Raw genomic sequence first — 19677 nt, 5'->3', positions numbered from 1 at the left:
TTGTTGCCTATCATTAATTATATTAGGCTTTAGGGGCTGTTTTAGTGCTAGAAAAGAGAACGGCGAAGCATTACACTTTATTCTTAATGAAATGCGAATAATTAATTAAGTAAGTGAGTTTGTGATGAATAACCTGTCGTTATTACCTCCAAAAGAAAAAAATCAAATTGAACTTGATAAGCAAGCCGCGTTCTTTGTATGGAAGGTAAAAAATGCTAAGGCAGGTCCAGATCTTTGGTGGAAAGAAGCTGAAAAGCTAGAAGACGAGAACGAGCGCTTGTTTTTTCAGCAATCTATCGAAAAATATAAATTAAAAATGGGCGTAGTGTAAGGTTCCTTGATCTTTACTAGCCTATCCCCTGCGTAATTTGGTAGAATCTGCCGATAATTTTAAGTCCATAAACAAAAAAGAGAGAATTCCGATGGGAAGAAGTTTTGAAGTGCGCAAGTCTTCAATGGCTAAAACACAAGGCGCAAAAATCAAAGTTTATTCTAAATACGGTAAAGAAATTTACATGTGTGCTAAGAATGGCGGTCCTGATCCAGACATGAATTTGTCTCTAAAGCATCTTATTTCAAAAGCGAAAAAAGATCAGGTACCTACACACATCATTGATAAAGCAATCGACAAAGCAAACGGCGGTGGCGGCGAAGATTACCAACACGCTCGTTATGAAGGTTTTGCTCCTGGCGGCGCAAGCGTAATCGTTGACTGTTTAACAGATAATGGTAACCGTACTTTCCAAGACGTTCGTCAATGCTTCGTTAAGACTGGTGCTAAAATTGGTAGCCCAGGCACAAGTGCTCATATGTTTGATCACCAAGCTGTATTCCAGTTTAAAGGTGAAGATGAGGAAGCAGTACTTGAAGCTCTAATGATGCAAGATGCTGATGTTACTGATATTGAACTTGAAGATGGCGTAATCACTGTATTTGCACCACACACTGAGTTCTTTAAAGTGAAAACAGCTCTAGGTGCAGAGTTTCCTGAGTTAGTTGTTGATGTGGAAGAGATTACATTTGTTCCTCAAAACCCAATGGCTATCACAGGTGAAGATGCTGAGAAGTTCCAAAAATTCTTAGACCTACTAGACGATTGTGATGATGTTCAGCAGGTTTATCATAACGCTGAATTAGAAGATTAATTATAATACCAATGACAATTTTGGTATAAAGAGTAGAGGTTAAACCCCTACTATATAGATTAATCCAATAAGACCGGGCAGAAATGTTCGGTTTTTTTATGCCTGAACCTTTCTATCTTGTTGCCAATTTGTTACATTCACTTTACAAGTTTGTGTTTTGTAAAGGCTGTTATATGTATCAAAAAATTGAATGGGAACCAATGTGTTCAGCAAGAAAATTATTGAATATGCATATCTTAGAGAAGATAGATGGGCATTTTGAGATAAAAAAGAATATTTACTTTTTTTCGTTATTTGTTACGAGCTTGTTGGTTGCTCAAGTGTTTATTTTATATGGTTTCGCTGATATGGCTATTTCAGCAGAGCCTAATCCAATCATTCCTTTTAGCGTAGCTCTTATCTTTTTGTGTATGTCAGCATTGATTGTATATCTTGATAATAATGTATTTTTTAATCGCGATAGCCATGTTTTTTATAAATCTAAAAAAAGGCATTTGCTTGATTTTAAAAATAAATACGAAGTGATTGGTGATTTTTCAGATATTCTTATTTTGCAGTTATTATCAAAAAAAGAGGAAGGTGTAGCTTATAGTTATGAGTTAAATGCGGTATTAAATAATGGGGAGCGCTTCCATATTATCGAGTTAAGCAATTTAGAACAGGCTATAAATCAACTGAATGAGTTATCCGATTTTTTAAATATTCCAACAGTGAAACATTACTAATTATTGCACTAATACCAATCTAAGAGCTATTTTTTAGATTGGTATTAGTGATATATCAAAGCTCCTACCTTGTTTAAGCTTCAACACGGCTTAATCAATCATTGAGTAATTTAATAGTTGCTGTATCCTACAGCGCTCGCAGTTTTGCGCTTAATGAACATTTATTAGAGAACATTTTAGTATGGGTTTTACCTCTCTGGGCTTATCTGCCCCAATTTTAAAAGCTGTAGAAGCACAAGGTTACAACACGCCTTCACCAATCCAATTACAAGCGATTCCTGCGGTAATTGAGGGGAAGGACGTTATGGCGGCAGCTCAAACGGGGACAGGTAAAACAGCAGGCTTTACTCTTCCTCTTCTTGAGCGCCTCTCAAATGGCCCTAAACGTAAGTTTAACCAAGTACGTGCTTTAGTATTAACTCCAACGCGTGAGTTAGCTGCACAGGTTCATGAGAGTGTTGAAAAATACAGTGTGAACCTTCCTCTCACTTCTGATGTTGTATTTGGTGGCGTGAAAGCGAATCCACAAATGCAACGCCTTCGTAAAGGAGTTGATGTATTAGTCGCAACACCTGGCCGTTTATTGGATCTTGCTAATCAAAATGCAATCAGATTTGATCAATTAGAAATTCTAGTGTTGGATGAAGCAGACCGTATGTTAGATATGGGCTTTATTCATGACATCAAAAAAATCTTAGCTAAATTGCCTAAGAATCGTCAAAATCTTCTGTTTTCTGCAACGTTTTCTGATGAAATCCGTCAGTTAGCAAAAGGGCTTGTAAATAACCCGGTAGAGATCTCAGTAGCAACGCGTAACACAACAGCAGAAACAGTTGAACAATCAGTTTATGTTGTAGATAAGACTAAAAAAGCACGTGTACTTACTAAGCTAATTAAAGACAATGATTGGAAGCAGGTATTGGTTTTCAGCAAAACTAAACATGGTGCAAACCGTTTAGCGAAAACACTTGAAGAGAAAGGCATTAGCTCTGCGGCTATCCATGGTAATAAGAGTCAAGGTGCACGTACTAAAGCATTGGCTAACTTCAAGAGTGGTCAAGTTCGTGTATTAGTTGCGACAGATATTGCTGCTCGTGGTTTAGATATTGAACAGCTTCCACAAGTGATTAACGTAGATTTACCAAAAGTGCCTGAAGATTATGTACACCGTATTGGTCGTACAGGTCGTGCCGGTGCAACAGGTAAAGCAGTTTCTTTTGTTAGTGAAGATGAAGCAAGTGAATTATTCGCGATTGAACGTCTGATTAAAAAAATCTTACCTCGTCATACGCTTGAAGGTTTTGAACCAGAGATGAAAGTGCCTGAATCAAGATTAGATTCTCGCCCTATTAAAGCGAAAAAACCAAAGAAAACACACGCGCCAAGACAAGATCATAGAGACGGTCAGCGTTCTGGTGATAACCGTAGTGGTCATAAACAAGGTGCTAAGCCAGGTCAACGTCGCAATACTGAAAACAGTACAGGCGGCGCAAAGAATGAAGGCGGTAGTAGCAGTAAGAAGCGAACTATAGATGGCGGTAAGCCTTCAGGTAAACCATCAGTATCTGGTAAACCAAGATCGAAAGGTAATGGTGAAAATCGAGGTAATGGCAGTAACTTTAGTGGTGGTAAACCACAAGGTGCTGGAAAACCAAAGACGAATAGCTCATCGAAAGTAGACAGTACAAAGCCACGTCGTCAAGGGCCTCGTCCTGCACGTAAGCCTCAACCACAAAAATAGATTATCTTACTAACTTTATTAGTGTGAGACAGTAAAAACCAGCTAAGTCGGCTGGTTTTTTTTATTTTAAATTTGCCTTTTATGATTAGAAAAACTAATCCAAAACATATAAAAAATCTCTCCTGAAATCAGCATAAATTAGATTGCCTGTTTTATATAATCGCCTTATTATCTCGCGATATAAGAGCTGGGTATATTCGTACATACTTGCTCTATTTTATTATTAATTATTAATAAACGTTAATTGAATTAACATATCTTATTAATATCTTGCTGTTTTTTTGGAGAGCAGTCATGCAAAAGTCATATTCACTTGCGACGTTCAGTTTCTTGATCGTTATTTTAGTTGCTGTTGGTCAAATGAGCCAAACTATGTATGTACCCTCAATTGGTTACATGGCAAGTGAATTCAAAGTAAGCCCAGCATCATTACAAGCAGTAATGGCTGTATATTTAATTCCTTATGGTTTATCTCAGTTTTTTTATGGCCCAATCTCTGATCGTATTGGTCGTCGAGTAGTGATCTTGTCAGGATTGACTCTATATATTGCTGGTACAATATTAGCGTTATTCGCTCATGATTATTCGTTATTTCTAGCGGGTTGTTTTATTCAAGGCTTAGGTATTGGTGCTGCGGGTGTGATGTGTCGTACTCTTCCTCGTGACTGCTTCTCTGGTGATGAGCTGCATAGAACTAATAGTATTATTAGTATGTGTATGATGTTTTCACCTTTACTTGCACCTGTATTAGGTGGCTACTTAACTGAAGCATTTGGTTGGCGTTCAAGTTACTTATTTTTGGCTTTGTTCAGTATTGCGGTATTGATCATAATGACAACATCAATGAAAGAAACCTTGCCACTAGAAGTTCGTCGTAAAGAGCCAGTATTGAAGAGTTATCGTCACGTATTATCAGAGCACCGCTTTCAAGGGTATTTGATTTGCTTGGTTGCTACATTTGCAGGTGTTGCAGTGTTTGAAGCGGCAGCAGGTGTACTATTGGGTGGTAAACTTAAATTGGCGGCGACCACAGTAAGTATTCTGTTTATTTTACCTATCCCGGGTTATTTAGCGGGTGCAGCTCTATCAAGTGTGATTGCAAAACGTTGGTCTGAGAAGAAATCACTAGATGTAGGTCTTGTGTCTATTGTTTTAGGGGCGGCGATTGTATTGGTTCCTGGTGTTATGGGATTAACAACAGCACCAACATTGATTGGCGGCGCGGTATTGTATTTCTTGGGCTCAGGGATTTTATTTCCAGCAGCAACAACGGGGGCATTATCACCCTTCCCACAACACGCAGGCACAGCAGGTGCGTTATTAGGGGGAATGCAAAACTTAGGTGCAGGTTTAGCGACAATGGTAGCATCTATGATCCCTGCAAACAGTCAAATGCCAGTAGGGTTGATTATGTTCCTAATGTCATTACTTGCAGTGTATGGGCTACGTAAAGTGCATTCAATTCCACCATCAAGTGAGATGCCTCTGGCTGTGTAACTTTATATAATATAAGTTAGTCATTATAAATGGCGTTTATTATTTTTTTAAAATGATAAGCGCCATTTTTTTTAATCATAATCAATAAATTACTCATAATTAATAAGAGTTTAGTAAATAGTTTTGATACAACAATAGTGGAAAGCTGATACTGGTTATCATGATAGATTGTTATCGGAAACTACGATGTATCGGTATAAAATGCTCACAAACGGAATATTATGACTTCTGTCTTACAATGTTCAGTCGGTGGAATCTATGCGAATGTTAAAGCGTTCAACCGCATCCAGATAAATAGTAAGTATGTTTAACTTTCGTTACTTTTTTAAAAAAATAACATTAAATGTTGTGGTTAAAAATAGCCGTGTTAGTGGACGTATTTTAAATGAAATATTCTATTTTTATAGGGGGTTACATTACAATTGGCTTTTATTTATACTTACGGATTAATAATCCTACTGGCTAGGAAACTGTTTTAAATAGATGGTTATCCAAAAAATAATAACAAATAACGAGAGTGATATGATAACTGAGTCTGAATTAGAAATAGCAAAGAAAATTGTCGAAAGTAATTCCTCTTTTTACGATGTTGCCTATGATTTAAAAAAACACTTTAGAAAGGATAACTGCTATGAAAATATCCTTTGGGAATTACACCGAAAAAAACACATCAATTTAGCTTTTCATATTAGTCATTGGTATGATTTAAGTTACGCTTCTAATGAGTTTTCAATATTAGAGCTTATCGAATTATTCACTAATGCCTGTGAGCTCTCTGACAATATTCACCGCTGGAGAAGCTGTAAACATTTACTATTAGGTGCTTCTGAATTATTGAAGAATGCAAAAGGTGATGTGCAACCACTTATTGATATATTGCCAAGGTTACAAGAAAGGCTCGCTTTTTCTCTATACATAGAATTGGCGATACAAAAGAAGATCCCTAGCGAGCAACTCCCTAAAAAATTAATAACGACAATGGCAAGATACACAATTGCCGATAAGTCAGACCAAATATTCAATATGATGTTAGATATTTGGCCAGCACAACAGGTAGCTCAAGAAGTTAACCGTGTAGCGTCCAAATCAAAAAAGATTGATGTTCTTAATTTTTTAACACTAACACATCAAGAAGCGACGCCTGAAGAATTAGTCTTAATTGCTAAACATGTAAAGCATGATGTTAATGAAATCTACCCCTACTTTGAGCAACACAGTGACGCTATTTGTGAGATAGCATTAAATGAAAGGATACCAAGAGCAAAAGCCCAAACAATGCATCCTAGAGCAAAAGTGTTATTTTCTTGGCTTGCTTTGTGTTTACACCAACAAAATAAGCAACTAGATAGTGAAAGGGTTGAGTTTCTTGTTAATCATCTAAGTATTCATGAGGCCATCATGAATAAAAAACTGTTGATGGTACTACCAAAAGAACAAGTCGAGAAATTTTTACTTAATCACCTTGATTATCAAGAGTTGCTTTGTGTCTTTTGTAATGAAAAAGTAGCTACAAAAATGGTTCAGTATATTGCTAATAACCAGTTTTTCAGAAGTGAACTTGATCGTGAAGGTCTAGCGGTTATTGGCACGCATTATCCACACTTGTTAATTACTACTCTTCAGTCCAAAAATATAGAACCTCGTATCTGGTTACTGGAGGCATTAAGTGTATCTACTGATCCTGCCGTTATTCCTACGTTTATTGATTATTTAGATGACACTCTTGAGGTTGTACGACAGGCGGCGGTGAAAGGGCTAATCCATCAAGGAACCGCAGCCACTGAAGCGTTGCTGGGTGCGTTATTATCCTGTAAAAAGCAAGTACGTTATCATGTTTGTGAAGTATTACTTTCTTTGGTTTCTGATCCTAGCGTTGCAAACCGTATTATTGAAACCACAATGTTATTAGCTAAAAAAGAAAGTGTGGCAGAGATAAAACACCTATTAGCGAGCCTTTCTGGGCTAGAAAGAAGATTAGAGATAACCGCGACACCTATAAATTATGCTAAGCAATTACTGCAAAATGTGTCAGAGGATGAACACCGACAGTTCGAAAATGCCATTACCTCTATTAAAAATAAGCCTTGTTCTTGTGACTGTGGCTATCAATTATCTCGAACTTCAAAAAGTTGGGGATCAAGAGTGGATTCTTATATAGAAGATATTTTTACTACATTAATAGCTCAACAGGGTGATCGTGCTTTTGTCATTGCTCTTAGTGCCATGATGAATGGACTATCTATACACTATGAAATAAAATTATTAAAAAAACTCACTAAGTTCAATGAAAGTAGTGAAACCAACGCATTACTTTTTTTGACTTATTTATTGCATGAATATATAGGACAGCCTGAGAGGTATACAGGTAGTTGTGGTGAAATAGTTTTTGATTTTTTTACTTCGTATTATCAAGATAATGCAATTAAAGCTATTGAAATATACCTTCCTACAATTCCACTAGCAGATCTAGACCATTTATTGTCTCTCTACTTGCCATTAAAATCGCCTAATACCTTGTCTGTATTTAAAACATATAGCTCGAACGCATCGAGTCATTTAATAGTACTGGCTCTTAAATTGTCTTTACAGGACACTTTGCCGATTGTTCTTGATTTACTTGCCCATAAAAAACTCGCAGTAAGGCAGAAAACCCGCCGAAGCATTAGCTCAATTACCTCATGCTGATGCGCTTCCTGCTTTAAATAAAGCAAGATCCAAAGAAAAAAACCATAAGTTAAGTTTATTAATGAATAATACGGCTTTTATGATTGCTCTATCTCAAAGTGGTATTGAGAAAAATTTAATCTCGAAAGCGCCTCTCTCGACAGAAGACCTTACGCAACTTGAACTTATCCTTAGTGAATATGCTGGGGGTCTTCCAAAAGGTATCGAGCTAGACAATTTACCCTCGTTAACTTGGTCAACTGGTCGTGCTTTATCGGCAAAAACAATGCAGTGGGTAATCTCTAAGTTATCTGAAGAAAGTTCAACACAGCACTCAGTACTGCTTGAACAAGTGATTTCATATTGTGACAGCACAGAGTTTAAACCTCTGTGGGAAGCGTTATATGCGCAGGTAGATGATAAAACTCGCCGTTCAGGTTGGGTATTGTTTGCCGCTGCGTTATTAGGTGATGATGCCTTGATGCACATTTTGGGTAAAGATTTAGATGAGGAATCGCGTAATGGTGGATCTAAAATTGCCTTTTATAAAGTTGAGATTCTAGCAGGCAATAGCTCTACTGTTGCATTAACTTGGCTTGATCATTGGTCACGAAAAGCCCGCAGTAAAGGATTAAAAGCTCGTAGTATTGGTGCATTAAATCGTTTAGCGAAAGAAAAAGGGATCTCTCGAGATGAAATTTCTGATTTAGCGGTCACCGCTCTTGGTTTCGATCAGCAGGGCAATTACCACTTTCCATTTGGTGAACGAGATCTTAGGTTAACGCTCAGTGATGAAGGTACTCTCTTAATCAATGTAGAGGGGAAGATGAAGAAATCAGCCCCTGCAACCCGAAAAAATGATGATGCAGAGCACTTAAAAACTCGTCGTACAGAGCTAACAGCGCTGCGTAAACACATAAAACAAGTGTATAACAATGCCGTTGAACGTTTAGAGCAAGCGATGGTGACAGAGCGTATTTTTTCATTTTCGTTATTCAATAAGACGTGGGGCAGTAATCCGATACTTAGCTATATTGCTCGTCGTGTGGTATGGAATATCCACCATAAAGAAGGACTAACTCTTGCCCGTTTAGATGAAAGCAATCAATTTGTGGATATTGAGGATGAGATAATCATCTTAGACAGCAACTGCACTTTCTCTGTCGTTCACCTATTAACACTAGATGAAGCAAGCTGCGTGGAATGGAAAACGCTATTAGCCGATTATGAGATAGTGCCTCCTTTCATTCAACTGTCACGTCCTATCTTTACGTTACCAGAAAAGAATCATTCAGATAAGGAGCTCTCCGCTTATGAAAAGGAAACATTTTTGACCTCTCGTATGCGCAGTACGTTAGAAAAGCGTGGCTGGCAAACTGGGAAACCACAGGATGGAGGCTACGTAATTTGGTTTCAAAAATACTTTACTCATGCGGACGTCACTGTATCTATGCATATTAATGAAGGTTTTTATGTAGGGTACTATGACGACGAAGGATATCAAGACATTATAGGTATCGAATTCTGTACAGGTGATAATCTTGATTATAAAGGGGAACAAAATAACCAACTCACACTCGGTGATGTTTCTCGTATTATTTACAGTGAAGTTATTAGTGATGTTGAATCAATAAAAGAATAATTTTTATTTATCAATAAATGATTATATGCCATCAATGACAGCGTTGATGGCATTATTAAAAATAGTACAATCATATCTATTTTGGCGCTGTTCAATCTCTAAGGCCTGCTCATTCATATAGTAAACGGCTCATCCGGTGTTTGATAATATTCAGATTCTAGTGGATAAATCTGGCGAAAAAGTTGAAAGGAGACGGCAATAGTTGGAGTTATTGTAAACTCGATTTAAGTACTTCAAATAAAAAATATATTAAGCGGATATTAAAGCTGCCTAGTACGAGACTAAACAGCTTGTTATAAATCCTGTCGTTCGTGCTTAGCCGCGCATGCGGCTTACACGGAATGTACGGCCTTTCATTTTGCCTGTTGCCATTTTATCTAATGCCGCTTTAGCAATAGAGCTGTGAACCGCAACATAAGCGTGAAAATCAAATACATTGATTTTACCTACTTTTTTACCATCAATGCCGTCTTTACCAGTTAATGCACCAAGGATATCACCAGGGCGTAGTTTGTTTTTCTTACCGCCATCAATCCAAAGTGTTACCATTTCAGGGTAATGAGGCTGTTCACTTAAGTGATCTTCACTTGGTAGTGGTTCATCATTAATAGTAATGCTCATGTAATCTTCGACTTGAGCAATGCTGTTAGTTTCTTTATTGTTAAATAAGCTTAGTGCAATACCTTTATTACCAGCACGGCCAGTACGACCAATACGGTGAACATGAACTTCAGGATCACGAGATATTTCAAAGTTGATTACCGCATCTAGTGAATCAATATCTAGACCACGAGCTGCAACATCGGTAGCAACTAAGATAGAAGTACTTTTGTTGGCAAAGCGAACTAACGCTTTATCACGATCACGCTGTTCTAAATCACCATGAAGTGCAGTTACGCTGAAATCAAAATGACGTAATTCGTCAGCAACTTCTTGAGTAACACGCTTTGTATTACAGAAGATAACTGTCGATTCTGGGCGGTGCTTAAGAAGAAGCAGTTGAAGTGCCTTTAAGCGGTCTTCAAAATCATCTACTTTGTAAAAATGCTGTTCAATAGATGTGTTTTCAACTTTATCTTCAGCTTTTGCCATGATTGGATCGTTCATGATTCGATCGGCAATAGACTTAATTTGCGGTGGGAAAGTTGCACTGAACAGTAAGTTTTGACGTTTAGCCGGAGCGTGATCCAATACCATATCAATCGCGTCTTGGAAGCCCATTTCTAGCATACGATCAGCTTCATCAAGAACAAATGTATTTAGATTGTCTAGGTTTAAGTAACCTTTACGTAAGTGCTCTTCAACACGGCCAGGAGTACCAACGATGATGTGCGCGCCGTGCTCAAGTGAACCGATTTGTGGACCAAATGGAACACCACCGCATAGTGTTAATACTTTGATGTTATGAATAGAGCGAGCAAGCTTACGAATTTCTACCGCAACTTGATCTGCTAATTCACGTGTTGGACATAAGACCAATGATTGAACACGAAAACGTTTTACATTTAAGTTTGCTAGTAGACCTAAACCAAATGCAGCAGTCTTACCTGAGCCCGTTTTTCCTTGGGCAATGAGATCTTTCCCTTTCAGCATGAATGGTAAGCTTTGTGCTTGAATTGGAGTCATTTCTTTATAGCCTAAAGTATCTAGGTTTTGAAGAAGAGATGGGTTCAGTTCTAATGATGAGAAAGATGTTTGGCTCAAGGTGATGTCCTATAAACAAGTAGCAGCAAAATAAGAATTGCCTAATGGGGGCAGAGTAAAGAGAAGAGGCATAAAAAGCAAGAGAGATCACACTTTTTCTGTCTATAAAAACATCAAGCTGGATAGGATGACTGGTTTTAGATTATCGTGAGCTTCTACTAGTGATTTTTTAGTGGAATGCTATACTGAGTAGTAAGTGAATAATGATATTATTAAAAGGATTATTTTATGTCTGAAACAAAATTCCGCTTGATTACACGAAGTGATTTTGATGGGTTGGTATGCGCTGTTTTATTGAAAGAATTGAACTTAATTGATGACATTAAATTTGTGCATCCGAAAGACATGCAAGATGGCATTATTGATATTACTGAAAGAGATATTGTCACTAACCTTCCTTATGTTAAAAAAGCACATTTAATCTTTGATCACCATTTATCAGAGACAATTCGTAATACTGGTGAACGTCCAAATCATATCATTGATCCTGACGCTCCTTCTGCTGCTCGTGTTGTATGGGATTATTACGGAGGCTTTGAGCGTTTCCCACAAGCATGGGGGGATATGATGGAAGCGGTAGATAAAGGAGACTCCGCACAATTTAATCAAGAAGAAGTGTTGAACGCGACAGGATGGAATTTATTAAACTTCTTAATGGATGCTCGTACCGGTTTAGGCCGATTCCGTGAATTTCGCGTTTCTAATTATGCATTGATGATGGATTTGATTGATTACTGTAAAGAACATTCGATTGAACAAATCTTAGAATTACCAGACGTGAAAGAACGAATCGATCTTTATTTTGAACATGAAGAGAAGAGTAAAGAGCAAATTTTACGCTGTGCGACACAATACGAGAATTTGGTCTTTCTGGACTTGACTGGTGAAGAAACAATTTATGCGTCAAACCGCTTTAGTATTTATGCATTATTCCCTCAATGTAATATTTCAATTCACAAAATGTGGGGCTTCCAAAAACAAAACATTGTATTTGCAACCGGAAAATCTATCTTTGATCGTTCTTCGAAAACTAACATAGGTGAGCTGATGCTAGCATACGGTGGCGGTGGCCATCATGCTGCTGGTACGTGTCAGATTTCAATAGAAAAAGCGGATGAAGTGCAAAAAATATTGATTAAAACAATTACTCAAGATGGTTAAGATCTACTTTTAGCTCTTATGAATACCGTTGTTTAATAAAAAGTCTAGATAAGTAATTATCTAGACTTTTTTTCAAAATAAATAAAAGTAATCATTTACTCATTAATTTTACAAGATGGTTAGTTGTGTTATATTCGCGCGTCAAATGCATAAGTAAGACAGTATTATAGAGATAGTATGAAGAACGGAAGCGCTTTTTTTTATAGTTCAATGGTGATTGGTTTACTTCTGTTTTTCTTATCCATTTTCTATGTTTATGATTCTTATAGAAGTGATCATGATCGTATTAATGCTCGCCTTCACTTTAATGCAAGCTTTGTTGAACTTTGGTTAATTAAGTCATTTAGTGATTCAGAGAGAGCCTTAGAAGACATGGTGGCTGATCTATCTCGCAATGGCCCTAATAAAAAAGAAGATAATCCATCTGCTTATCAAGTTGAACTGAACTATTTAGCAGAAAAAGAAGATGTGCTTCCTAATGCTATTTCAGCATTTATTATTGATGAAAACTGCCTTATTACCCACAATCGAATTTTACATAATGTAGATGTTTCTCATCGAGAATACTGCCGTGTTTTAAAAAAGGGATTAGAAAAAGAAAGAGTAGTTACTTTACCATTTGTTGATCTTTTAGGACGTGATGTTGTGGTTCAGGGTCATAAGATTAAAAGTGATGATGGTGAGTTTGCTGGCATGGTTGGTTTCTCAACTAGTTTAAAGTTCTTTAACTCAACATTACGTCATTTAGACCTTCCCCCATCAATGGGAATTGCGATCTTGAGCTCTAACTTAAGGCTTCTTTCTGTGGTTCCAAAAGGAGGAGATTCGATTGGTAAGACAATTGACTCATCAAATATCGAACCTTATATTCTAGATAAATTACACGCCAACAATGAGGTTAGTTTCGCTTCTGATATATATAAGAATGGTAGTATTGATACCGTTTATGCTCGTAAAGTCGAAGGATTACCTTTTATTGTTGTAGTTACTAAGCAACAAGACTATTGGCAAACTATGATATCTATTTCCCTATTAAGCGTGATTGGAATCTGTTTTGTGATCATGCTTTTGCTGATATTTAATCTCCATTATGTAAAACGAACTAAAGCACAAAAAGAAAAGTATTCTGAATTAGCGTATAACGATTACCTTACTGGAGTGAATAATCGTCGTGCAGTTGAGATTAAAGTTGGAGAAGCATTAGAAAGGTATAATGCTAGTAAACAACCTTTTACAGTGATCATGTGTGATATTGATAATTTTAAAGAATATAATGACCAATACGGGCATCATATTGGTGATTTAATGATCACGGCATTTACTGATGGTTGTATATTGAACCTCGAAGACGGTGAGATAGTTGGACGTTTCGGTGGAGATGAATTTATTATTCTTTTACCAAATAAAAACCAACAGCAAGCAAAAGTAATTGCGGAAAAATTGCAAAGAATAATCAGAGCGATCTCAGTTCCGGTTGGTGAGAAACGCTTAACGATGACATGTAGTATGGGGATTAGCACAGTGACAGATACTACATATACAGTTCAAAACATATTTAGTCATGCTGATCGCCAATTGTATAAAGCAAAAGAATCAGGACGTGACTGTATTGGTTGCCACTAATAACTACCTGATTATATACCCCTATTTATGAACTATCAGTGACGTTCAAGTTTTGATACTTAAATTTATTTAATAAGACTATTTCGTAAGAGGTAGTCTTATTTTTCATTAATACTGCGGAATGTGCCCATACATTTATAATAAAATTAGGTATGATTGAAAAATAAACATTTATTCGTAAAGTTCAGATATATTTAGATAATTATCAATTATACAAGGAAGAAAATAATGGCATATGATACGTTAATAACAATTGGAGTACTGGTTTTTCTTGTACTCATATTAATTGCTCTGGGTGTAAAAACCGTACCTCAAGGTCACAACTGGACGGTAGAACGATTTGGTCGATATACCCAGACGTTACAACCGGGTCTGAATTTGATCATTCCATTTATTGATACGATTGGCCATAAAATAAATATGATGGAGCAGGTACTAGATATTCCTGCGCAAGAAGTTATTTCAAAAGATAACGCGAATGTAACCATTGATGCTGTATGTTTTGTTCAAGTCGTTGATGCCGCAAAAGCTGCTTATGAAGTGAGCGATCTTCAGCATGCTATTCGTAATTTAACATTAACGAATATGCGTACTGTGTTAGGTTCTATGGAGCTTGATGAAATGCTGAGCCAACGTGACATGATTAACGTGAAGCTTTTAGCTATTGTTGATGCGGCAACCAATCCATGGGGCGTAAAAATTACACGTATTGAGATTAAAGATGTACAACCACCAGCAGATCTAACAGCAGCGATGAACGCACAAATGAAGGCTGAGCGCCATAAGCGTGCCGATGTACTAGAAGCTGAGGGCAAACGTCAGGCTGAAATACTAAAAGCAGAAGGTCATAAACAAGGCGAGATCCTAAAAGCTGAAGGTGACAAGCAAGCGGCAATTCTACAAGCTGAGGCCCGTGAACGTGCCGCCGAAGCCGAAGCAAATGCAACAAGAATGGTATCAGAAGCGATTTCTCAAGGTGATATGCAAGCGGTCAATTACTTTATTGCGCAAGGCTATACCGAAGCATTAAAATCAATAGGACAGGCAGAAAACAGTAAAATCATTATGCTGCCTTTAGAAGCATCGGGCTTAATGGGCTCAGTTGCGGGTATTGCTGAAATGTTTAAAGTCGATAAAGAGGGTTCTAAATAGGAGTTCATAATGGAATTTTTTGAGCAAATGAATCACTGGCATTGGTTAACGCTTGGTTTACTGCTACTTGCTGGTGAATTATTAGGAACCGCGGGTTACTTTTTGTGGATAGGGCTATCTGCTGTGGTGGTTGGTATATTGTATGCCATTATTCCACTCAGCTGGCAATTACAATGGGTAAGTTTTGCTGTTTTTTCTCTTTTTGCAACGTGGTTGTGGTGGAGATATCAGCATAAAAAAGATGAAACATCGGATGCTAAACGGGTATTGAATCAAAAAGATAAGCAATTAATTGGACAAACATCTCGTTTGGAAGAGGATATTATTGCAGGTTCTTGCCGAATTGTTCTAGGCGATACCACTTGGTCTGCAAAAAGTTTTCAAAATATTCCAAAGGGTACACTAGTTCATGTTGTATCTGTTGACGGTATTATTTTGACCATTGAGCCAATCAAGAAATAAATATACATTTTAAATACAAAGGTTGCCATTTTACGCCTACATTTGAGCGCAAAATGGTAACCTGATCTACACAACGAAAGCAGCAACCCTTCAGTTACCTATTAAATATAACATTCTCGCATCTTTATTATCACTTATCTCTAATATAAAATATGTGACATTTAATATTTTTTATAATATTTTATTTATAAACCGCTATTAAATTAGAGCGGATGGATATTCAATTTATCCAATAATTATTTTATAAATGGTCAATTACAACATATCAAGGTTATATAAATCATGAGTTATAAAGATCTAGCAGTACGAAAAAAAATTGCCGTTGTATTTTCTACAATTGGACTGGTAATGATAGCGTTTGCTATTTTTTTATTACAAGAATTAAATAAAGTAGAAGCTGAAGTTATTAACTTTACAGATTCTACTGTTCCAAGTGTGTTAGCTGTTGAAGATATTTATTTTGATATGAATGCGTACCGCCGAAATCAATATGCAGCATTAAGTTACCAAGAAAAAGATTTACCCCGTTTATTTTCTACTCTTTCTGAACAAGGCAATTCGATTAAAGCAGAATTAGCCACTTATGAAGCGACAGTTGTTAGTAATGAAGAACGTCGAATATTTGATCGAGTAGCAAATGGATGGTCTGAATACCAACGTGTTTTAAAAGGGTTTACTCAAAAAATACAAAATGGTGAAAAAAATATAGCGATAATGGATCTTGTGAATGCTTTAAGCCAATTTGAAGAGGTTGGTGCCGCGATGGACGTACTAGCAGAGGCCAATGTTGCTTTTGTAACGAATAATCGTACAACAATTATGGCTAGTGTAAATAACGTGACTATGGCGACTAAGGTGTCATTCACTGCTCTTATTGGTTTTATGATATTTATTACTTTCTTTTTAGCCCGTCAAATCTGTCGTCCATTAAATCTAGTTGTTGAACAATCTAAAGCAATTGCTTCAGGCGACTTAACTTTCCGTCTTCAACGTGAAGAAATTGGTAACGATGAATTAGGTGAGTTAGCGGATACTAACATTGAAATGCAAAATCAGTTGCGTATGTTGATAGAAGACACTATTTCAGCAGTAACTCAACTCTCTGCTGCTGTAGAAGAGATGAGCGCCATCTCTGAGCAATCATCACGCGGTATGCAGCAGCAACAGTCTGATATTACGACGGTAGCCGCAGCGATGGAAGAGATGAAGGCAACGGTAGCTGAAGTAGCAAATAACACTGAAACAGCCTCTACATCAGCGCTAGAAGCGTCTGAAGAAGCGAAACAAGGCAACCAAGATGTTCAATCGAATATTGATCAGATTCAAATTGTTTCTCGTGATATCGAACAAGCCGGTGAATTGGTTGAAGAGTTAGAGCGTGAATCAAATAATATTAGTCTTGTAGTTGAAGTTATTCGTGGTATTGCTGATCAAACGAACTTGTTAGCACTGAATGCAGCAATTGAAGCAGCACGGGCAGGTGAACAAGGTCGTGGTTTTGCTGTTGTTGCTGACGAGGTTCGCTCTTTAGCGGGTCGAACTCAGTCATCAACCAGTGAAATTGTTGAGATCATCGAGAAGCTACAAGCAAGTGCAACACATGCGAAAGCTGCAACCGACCAAAGCTGTTCTAAAATTCGCGTTTGTGTAGAACAAAGCGTTCAAACAGGTCAATCAATTCAAATGATTGAAGAGACAATGATGAGAGTGGCTGATACCGGTATTCAAATAGCAAGTGCATGTAGTCAGCAAGATTCAGTAACAGAAGAGCTAGGTCGTAATATTCAAAGTATGAGTTTATCTGCAAGTGAAGTAGCGTTAGGTGCAGATCAAACGGCACAATCAAGTGTGGAATTAGCTCAACTTGCAACAACACTACAAACCTCACTATCACGCTTTAAGGTATAGAATAACTTTAAATACACTATATTCTAACATTTAAAACTAATAAAAAAGGAGGCTAACTAGTCTCCTTTTTTAGTGCTCAAATAAAATAAACAGCATGGTAAACTCATTGTTAATTTGTATTTTTAACTCCAATAATAATTTTAGATAAATTTATTTTAAATATTTTTTTGCATTAATAACTATCAGATTCTATCGATATAGGAAGTATTTTTTTATTATTGAGCTATTTAGAAAAAAGATAGGTTACTTTTTAAAGTTAAACAGTCGATTGGTTAACATAAAAGATCAGGCTATTAGCATAAATTACTGAATTTAATTAAATCCTCAAGTCTAAAGTCGTTTTTTATCACGAATGGTCAATGGTGTTAACATATTGATGGTTTATAAAAATGTGTGACTTTTGGTTTAAATTATTTTACTTTCTCGACGATTGGCCGTTACCTAAGGCTAGGAGATAAAATCATCTCTAATAATATCGTTATGCTCATGGAGTGAGTTACAAAAATAATCTAAAGGTTGTTAAAAACATGAGTTATAAAAATCTAGTAGTACGTAATAAAATTGCCGTTGTATTTGCGGCAATTTCTCTAGTAATGATAGCGTTTGCTATTTTCCTATTACAAGAACTAAATAAAGTAGAATCAGAAGTTATTAATTTTGCTGATTCTACAGTCCCAAGTGTTATCTCTGTTGAAAATTTATATTTTGAAATGTCAGTATTACGCCGTAGTCAATATGCGTCATTAACTTACTCTGATTATAATGATGGATTAAAAGCATTGTTTAATCGCCAAACGACGACAGAGCAAAAAATTAAAAATATGCTTGAGAGTTATGATAGAACGGTAGCTGGTGGCAATGAGCGTAGAGTATTCGATACAGTATTGCGCTCGTGGAAAAACTATTCGAGTATTTTATCTGATTTTAATCAACTAGTGAAAAGCCGTAACTTAGATAAAGCACATGAAGAATTAGTGACGTCTTTAGATGAGTTTGAGGCAGTAGGTGCAGCAATGGATGCTCTAGTTGAGATCAACTTAGGCTTTATTGCTAATAACCGAACCGAAATAATAAGAAGTGTAGATAGTGTAACGACAGCAACTAAAGTGTCTTTTTCTGCATTAATACTATTTATGATTGCCATTACTTTTTTCTTGGCTCGCCAAATTTGTCGCCCTTTGAATTTAGTGGTTGAGCAGTCTAAAGCGATTGCTGCGGGTGATTTAACTTTCCGTCTTCAACGTGATGAAATTGGTAATGATGAGCTAGGTGAATTAGCAGATACTAACATTGAAATGCAAAATCAACTTAGAGTATTGATCGAAGATACGATTTCTGCGGTTACTCAATTATCTGCTGCTGTAGAAGAAATGAGCGCGATTTCAGAGCAATCTGCGCGTGGTATGCAACAGCAACAATCTGACATTACAACGGTAGCTGCTGCAATGGAAGAGATGAAAGCAACTGTCGCGGAAGTAGCAAACAATACTGAAACTGCCTCTACATCAGCTCTAGAAGCATCTGAAGAAGCAAAGCAAGGTAACCAAGATGTTCAGTCTAACATTGAACAAATTCAAATCGTGTCTCGTGATATTGAGCAAGCAGGTGAGCTAGTTGAAGAGCTAGAGCGTGAGTCAAATAACATCAGTGTTGTGGTTGAAGTTATCCGCGGTATTGCTGATCAAACTAACTTATTAGCATTGAATGCAGCAATTGAAGCGGCGCGTGCTGGTGAGCAAGGTCGTGGTTTTGCAGTTGTTGCTGATGAAGTTCGTTCTCTTGCGGGTCGCACTCAATCATCAACCACTGAAATTGTTGAAATTATTGAGAAACTTCAAGCAAGTGCGACACATGCAAAAGCGGCAACAGATCAAAGTTGTTCTAAAATCCGTATCTGTGTAGAGCAAAGCGTTCAAACTGGTAATTCAATCCAAATGATTGAAGAGACCATGATGAAAGTAACAGATACGAGTATTCAAATTGCGAGTGCATGTAGTCAACAAGATTCAGTAACCGAAGAGCTTGGTCGTAACATTCAAAGCATGAGTTTATCAGCGAGTGAAGTGGCATTAGGAGCAGAGCAAACCGCACAATCGAGTGTTGAATTAGCTCAACTTGCAACAACACTACAAGCTTCTTTATCGCGTTTTAAAGTGTAATACCATCTTTAGTCATTATTATTGGTTAAATCACATAATATTAATCTAAATAATAAAAGGAGATCATCTGATCTCCTTTTTTATATTTGTTAAT

At 36.9% G+C, this 19677-nt stretch carries 14 protein-coding genes; 13 read left to right on the top strand and 1 reads right to left on the bottom strand.

Going from position 1 to position 19677, the window contains the following annotated elements; genetic code table 11:
• The first annotated feature begins 124 nt into the window (after positions 1 to 124).
• From ACU5DF_RS04350 to ACU5DF_RS04320, 7 genes are all read left to right on the top strand, one after another.
• Positions 125 to 331, top strand: a complete 207-nt coding sequence (locus ACU5DF_RS04350) for a DUF3283 family protein (RefSeq protein WP_446711925.1) — start codon at positions 125 to 127, stop codon at positions 329 to 331.
• A 91-nt stretch (positions 332 to 422) separates the two neighbouring features.
• Positions 423 to 1145 carry a YebC/PmpR family DNA-binding transcriptional regulator gene (locus ACU5DF_RS04345; RefSeq protein ID WP_045103567.1) on the top strand — a complete coding sequence of 241 codons (723 nt, stop codon included), beginning with the start codon at positions 423 to 425 and terminating at the stop codon, positions 1143 to 1145.
• Between the two features lie 173 nt (positions 1146 to 1318).
• Positions 1319 to 1870 carry a hypothetical protein gene (locus ACU5DF_RS04340; protein WP_446711924.1) on the top strand — a complete coding sequence of 184 codons (552 nt, stop codon included), beginning with the start codon at positions 1319 to 1321 and terminating at the stop codon, positions 1868 to 1870.
• Between the two features lie 181 nt (positions 1871 to 2051).
• Entirely contained in the window at positions 2052 to 3611 is a 1560-nt protein-coding gene (locus tag ACU5DF_RS04335) for a DEAD/DEAH box helicase (RefSeq protein ID WP_446711923.1), read from the top strand.
• A gap of 294 nt (positions 3612 to 3905) precedes the next feature.
• Complete coding sequence (emrD, locus tag ACU5DF_RS04330) at positions 3906 to 5108, top strand: multidrug efflux MFS transporter EmrD (RefSeq protein ID WP_446711922.1); 1203 nt, start codon at positions 3906 to 3908, stop codon at positions 5106 to 5108.
• 522 nt (positions 5109 to 5630) lie between these two features.
• The gene (locus tag ACU5DF_RS04325; protein ID WP_446711921.1) at positions 5631 to 7793 is read left to right on the top strand and encodes a HEAT repeat domain-containing protein; all 2163 of its coding nucleotides are present in this window, start codon (positions 5631 to 5633) and stop codon (positions 7791 to 7793) included.
• 61 nt (positions 7794 to 7854) lie between these two features.
• A complete protein-coding gene (locus ACU5DF_RS04320) occupies positions 7855 to 9414 on the top strand; it encodes a DUF4132 domain-containing protein (RefSeq protein ID WP_446711920.1) in 1560 nt (519 codons plus the stop codon).
• Between the two features lie 315 nt (positions 9415 to 9729).
• Here ACU5DF_RS04320 and dbpA read toward each other — a convergent pair whose 3' ends face one another.
• The gene (dbpA, locus tag ACU5DF_RS04315; RefSeq protein WP_446711919.1) at positions 9730 to 11118 is read right to left on the bottom strand and encodes an ATP-dependent RNA helicase DbpA; all 1389 of its coding nucleotides are present in this window, start codon (positions 11116 to 11118) and stop codon (positions 9730 to 9732) included.
• Positions 11119 to 11346: 228 nt separating this feature from the next.
• Between dbpA and ACU5DF_RS04310 the strand changes: the two genes are divergently transcribed.
• The 6 genes from ACU5DF_RS04310 to ACU5DF_RS04285 all read left to right on the top strand — a co-directional run bounded on the left by ACU5DF_RS04310 (position 11347) and on the right by ACU5DF_RS04285 (position 19583).
• Complete coding sequence (locus tag ACU5DF_RS04310; protein WP_446711918.1) at positions 11347 to 12279, top strand: exopolyphosphatase; 933 nt, start codon at positions 11347 to 11349, stop codon at positions 12277 to 12279.
• A 177-nt stretch (positions 12280 to 12456) separates the two neighbouring features.
• Complete coding sequence (locus ACU5DF_RS04305) at positions 12457 to 13902, top strand: sensor domain-containing diguanylate cyclase (RefSeq protein ID WP_446711917.1); 1446 nt, start codon at positions 12457 to 12459, stop codon at positions 13900 to 13902.
• A gap of 228 nt (positions 13903 to 14130) precedes the next feature.
• Positions 14131 to 15054, top strand: a complete 924-nt coding sequence (locus ACU5DF_RS04300) for an SPFH domain-containing protein (protein ID WP_045103573.1) — start codon at positions 14131 to 14133, stop codon at positions 15052 to 15054.
• A 9-nt stretch (positions 15055 to 15063) separates the two neighbouring features.
• Entirely contained in the window at positions 15064 to 15516 is a 453-nt protein-coding gene (locus ACU5DF_RS04295; RefSeq protein ID WP_446711916.1) for an NfeD family protein, read from the top strand.
• 282 nt (positions 15517 to 15798) lie between these two features.
• A complete protein-coding gene (locus tag ACU5DF_RS04290) occupies positions 15799 to 17424 on the top strand; it encodes a methyl-accepting chemotaxis protein (protein WP_446711915.1) in 1626 nt (541 codons plus the stop codon).
• A gap of 527 nt (positions 17425 to 17951) precedes the next feature.
• A complete protein-coding gene (locus tag ACU5DF_RS04285) occupies positions 17952 to 19583 on the top strand; it encodes a methyl-accepting chemotaxis protein (RefSeq protein WP_446711914.1) in 1632 nt (543 codons plus the stop codon).
• Positions 19584 to 19677: the final 94 nt, after the last annotated feature.

The sequence above is a fragment of the Aliivibrio wodanis genome, assembly GCF_052920805.1.
Note: the sequence above shows the minus strand (reverse complement) of the source record. Positions and strands in the feature narration are given on the sequence as shown.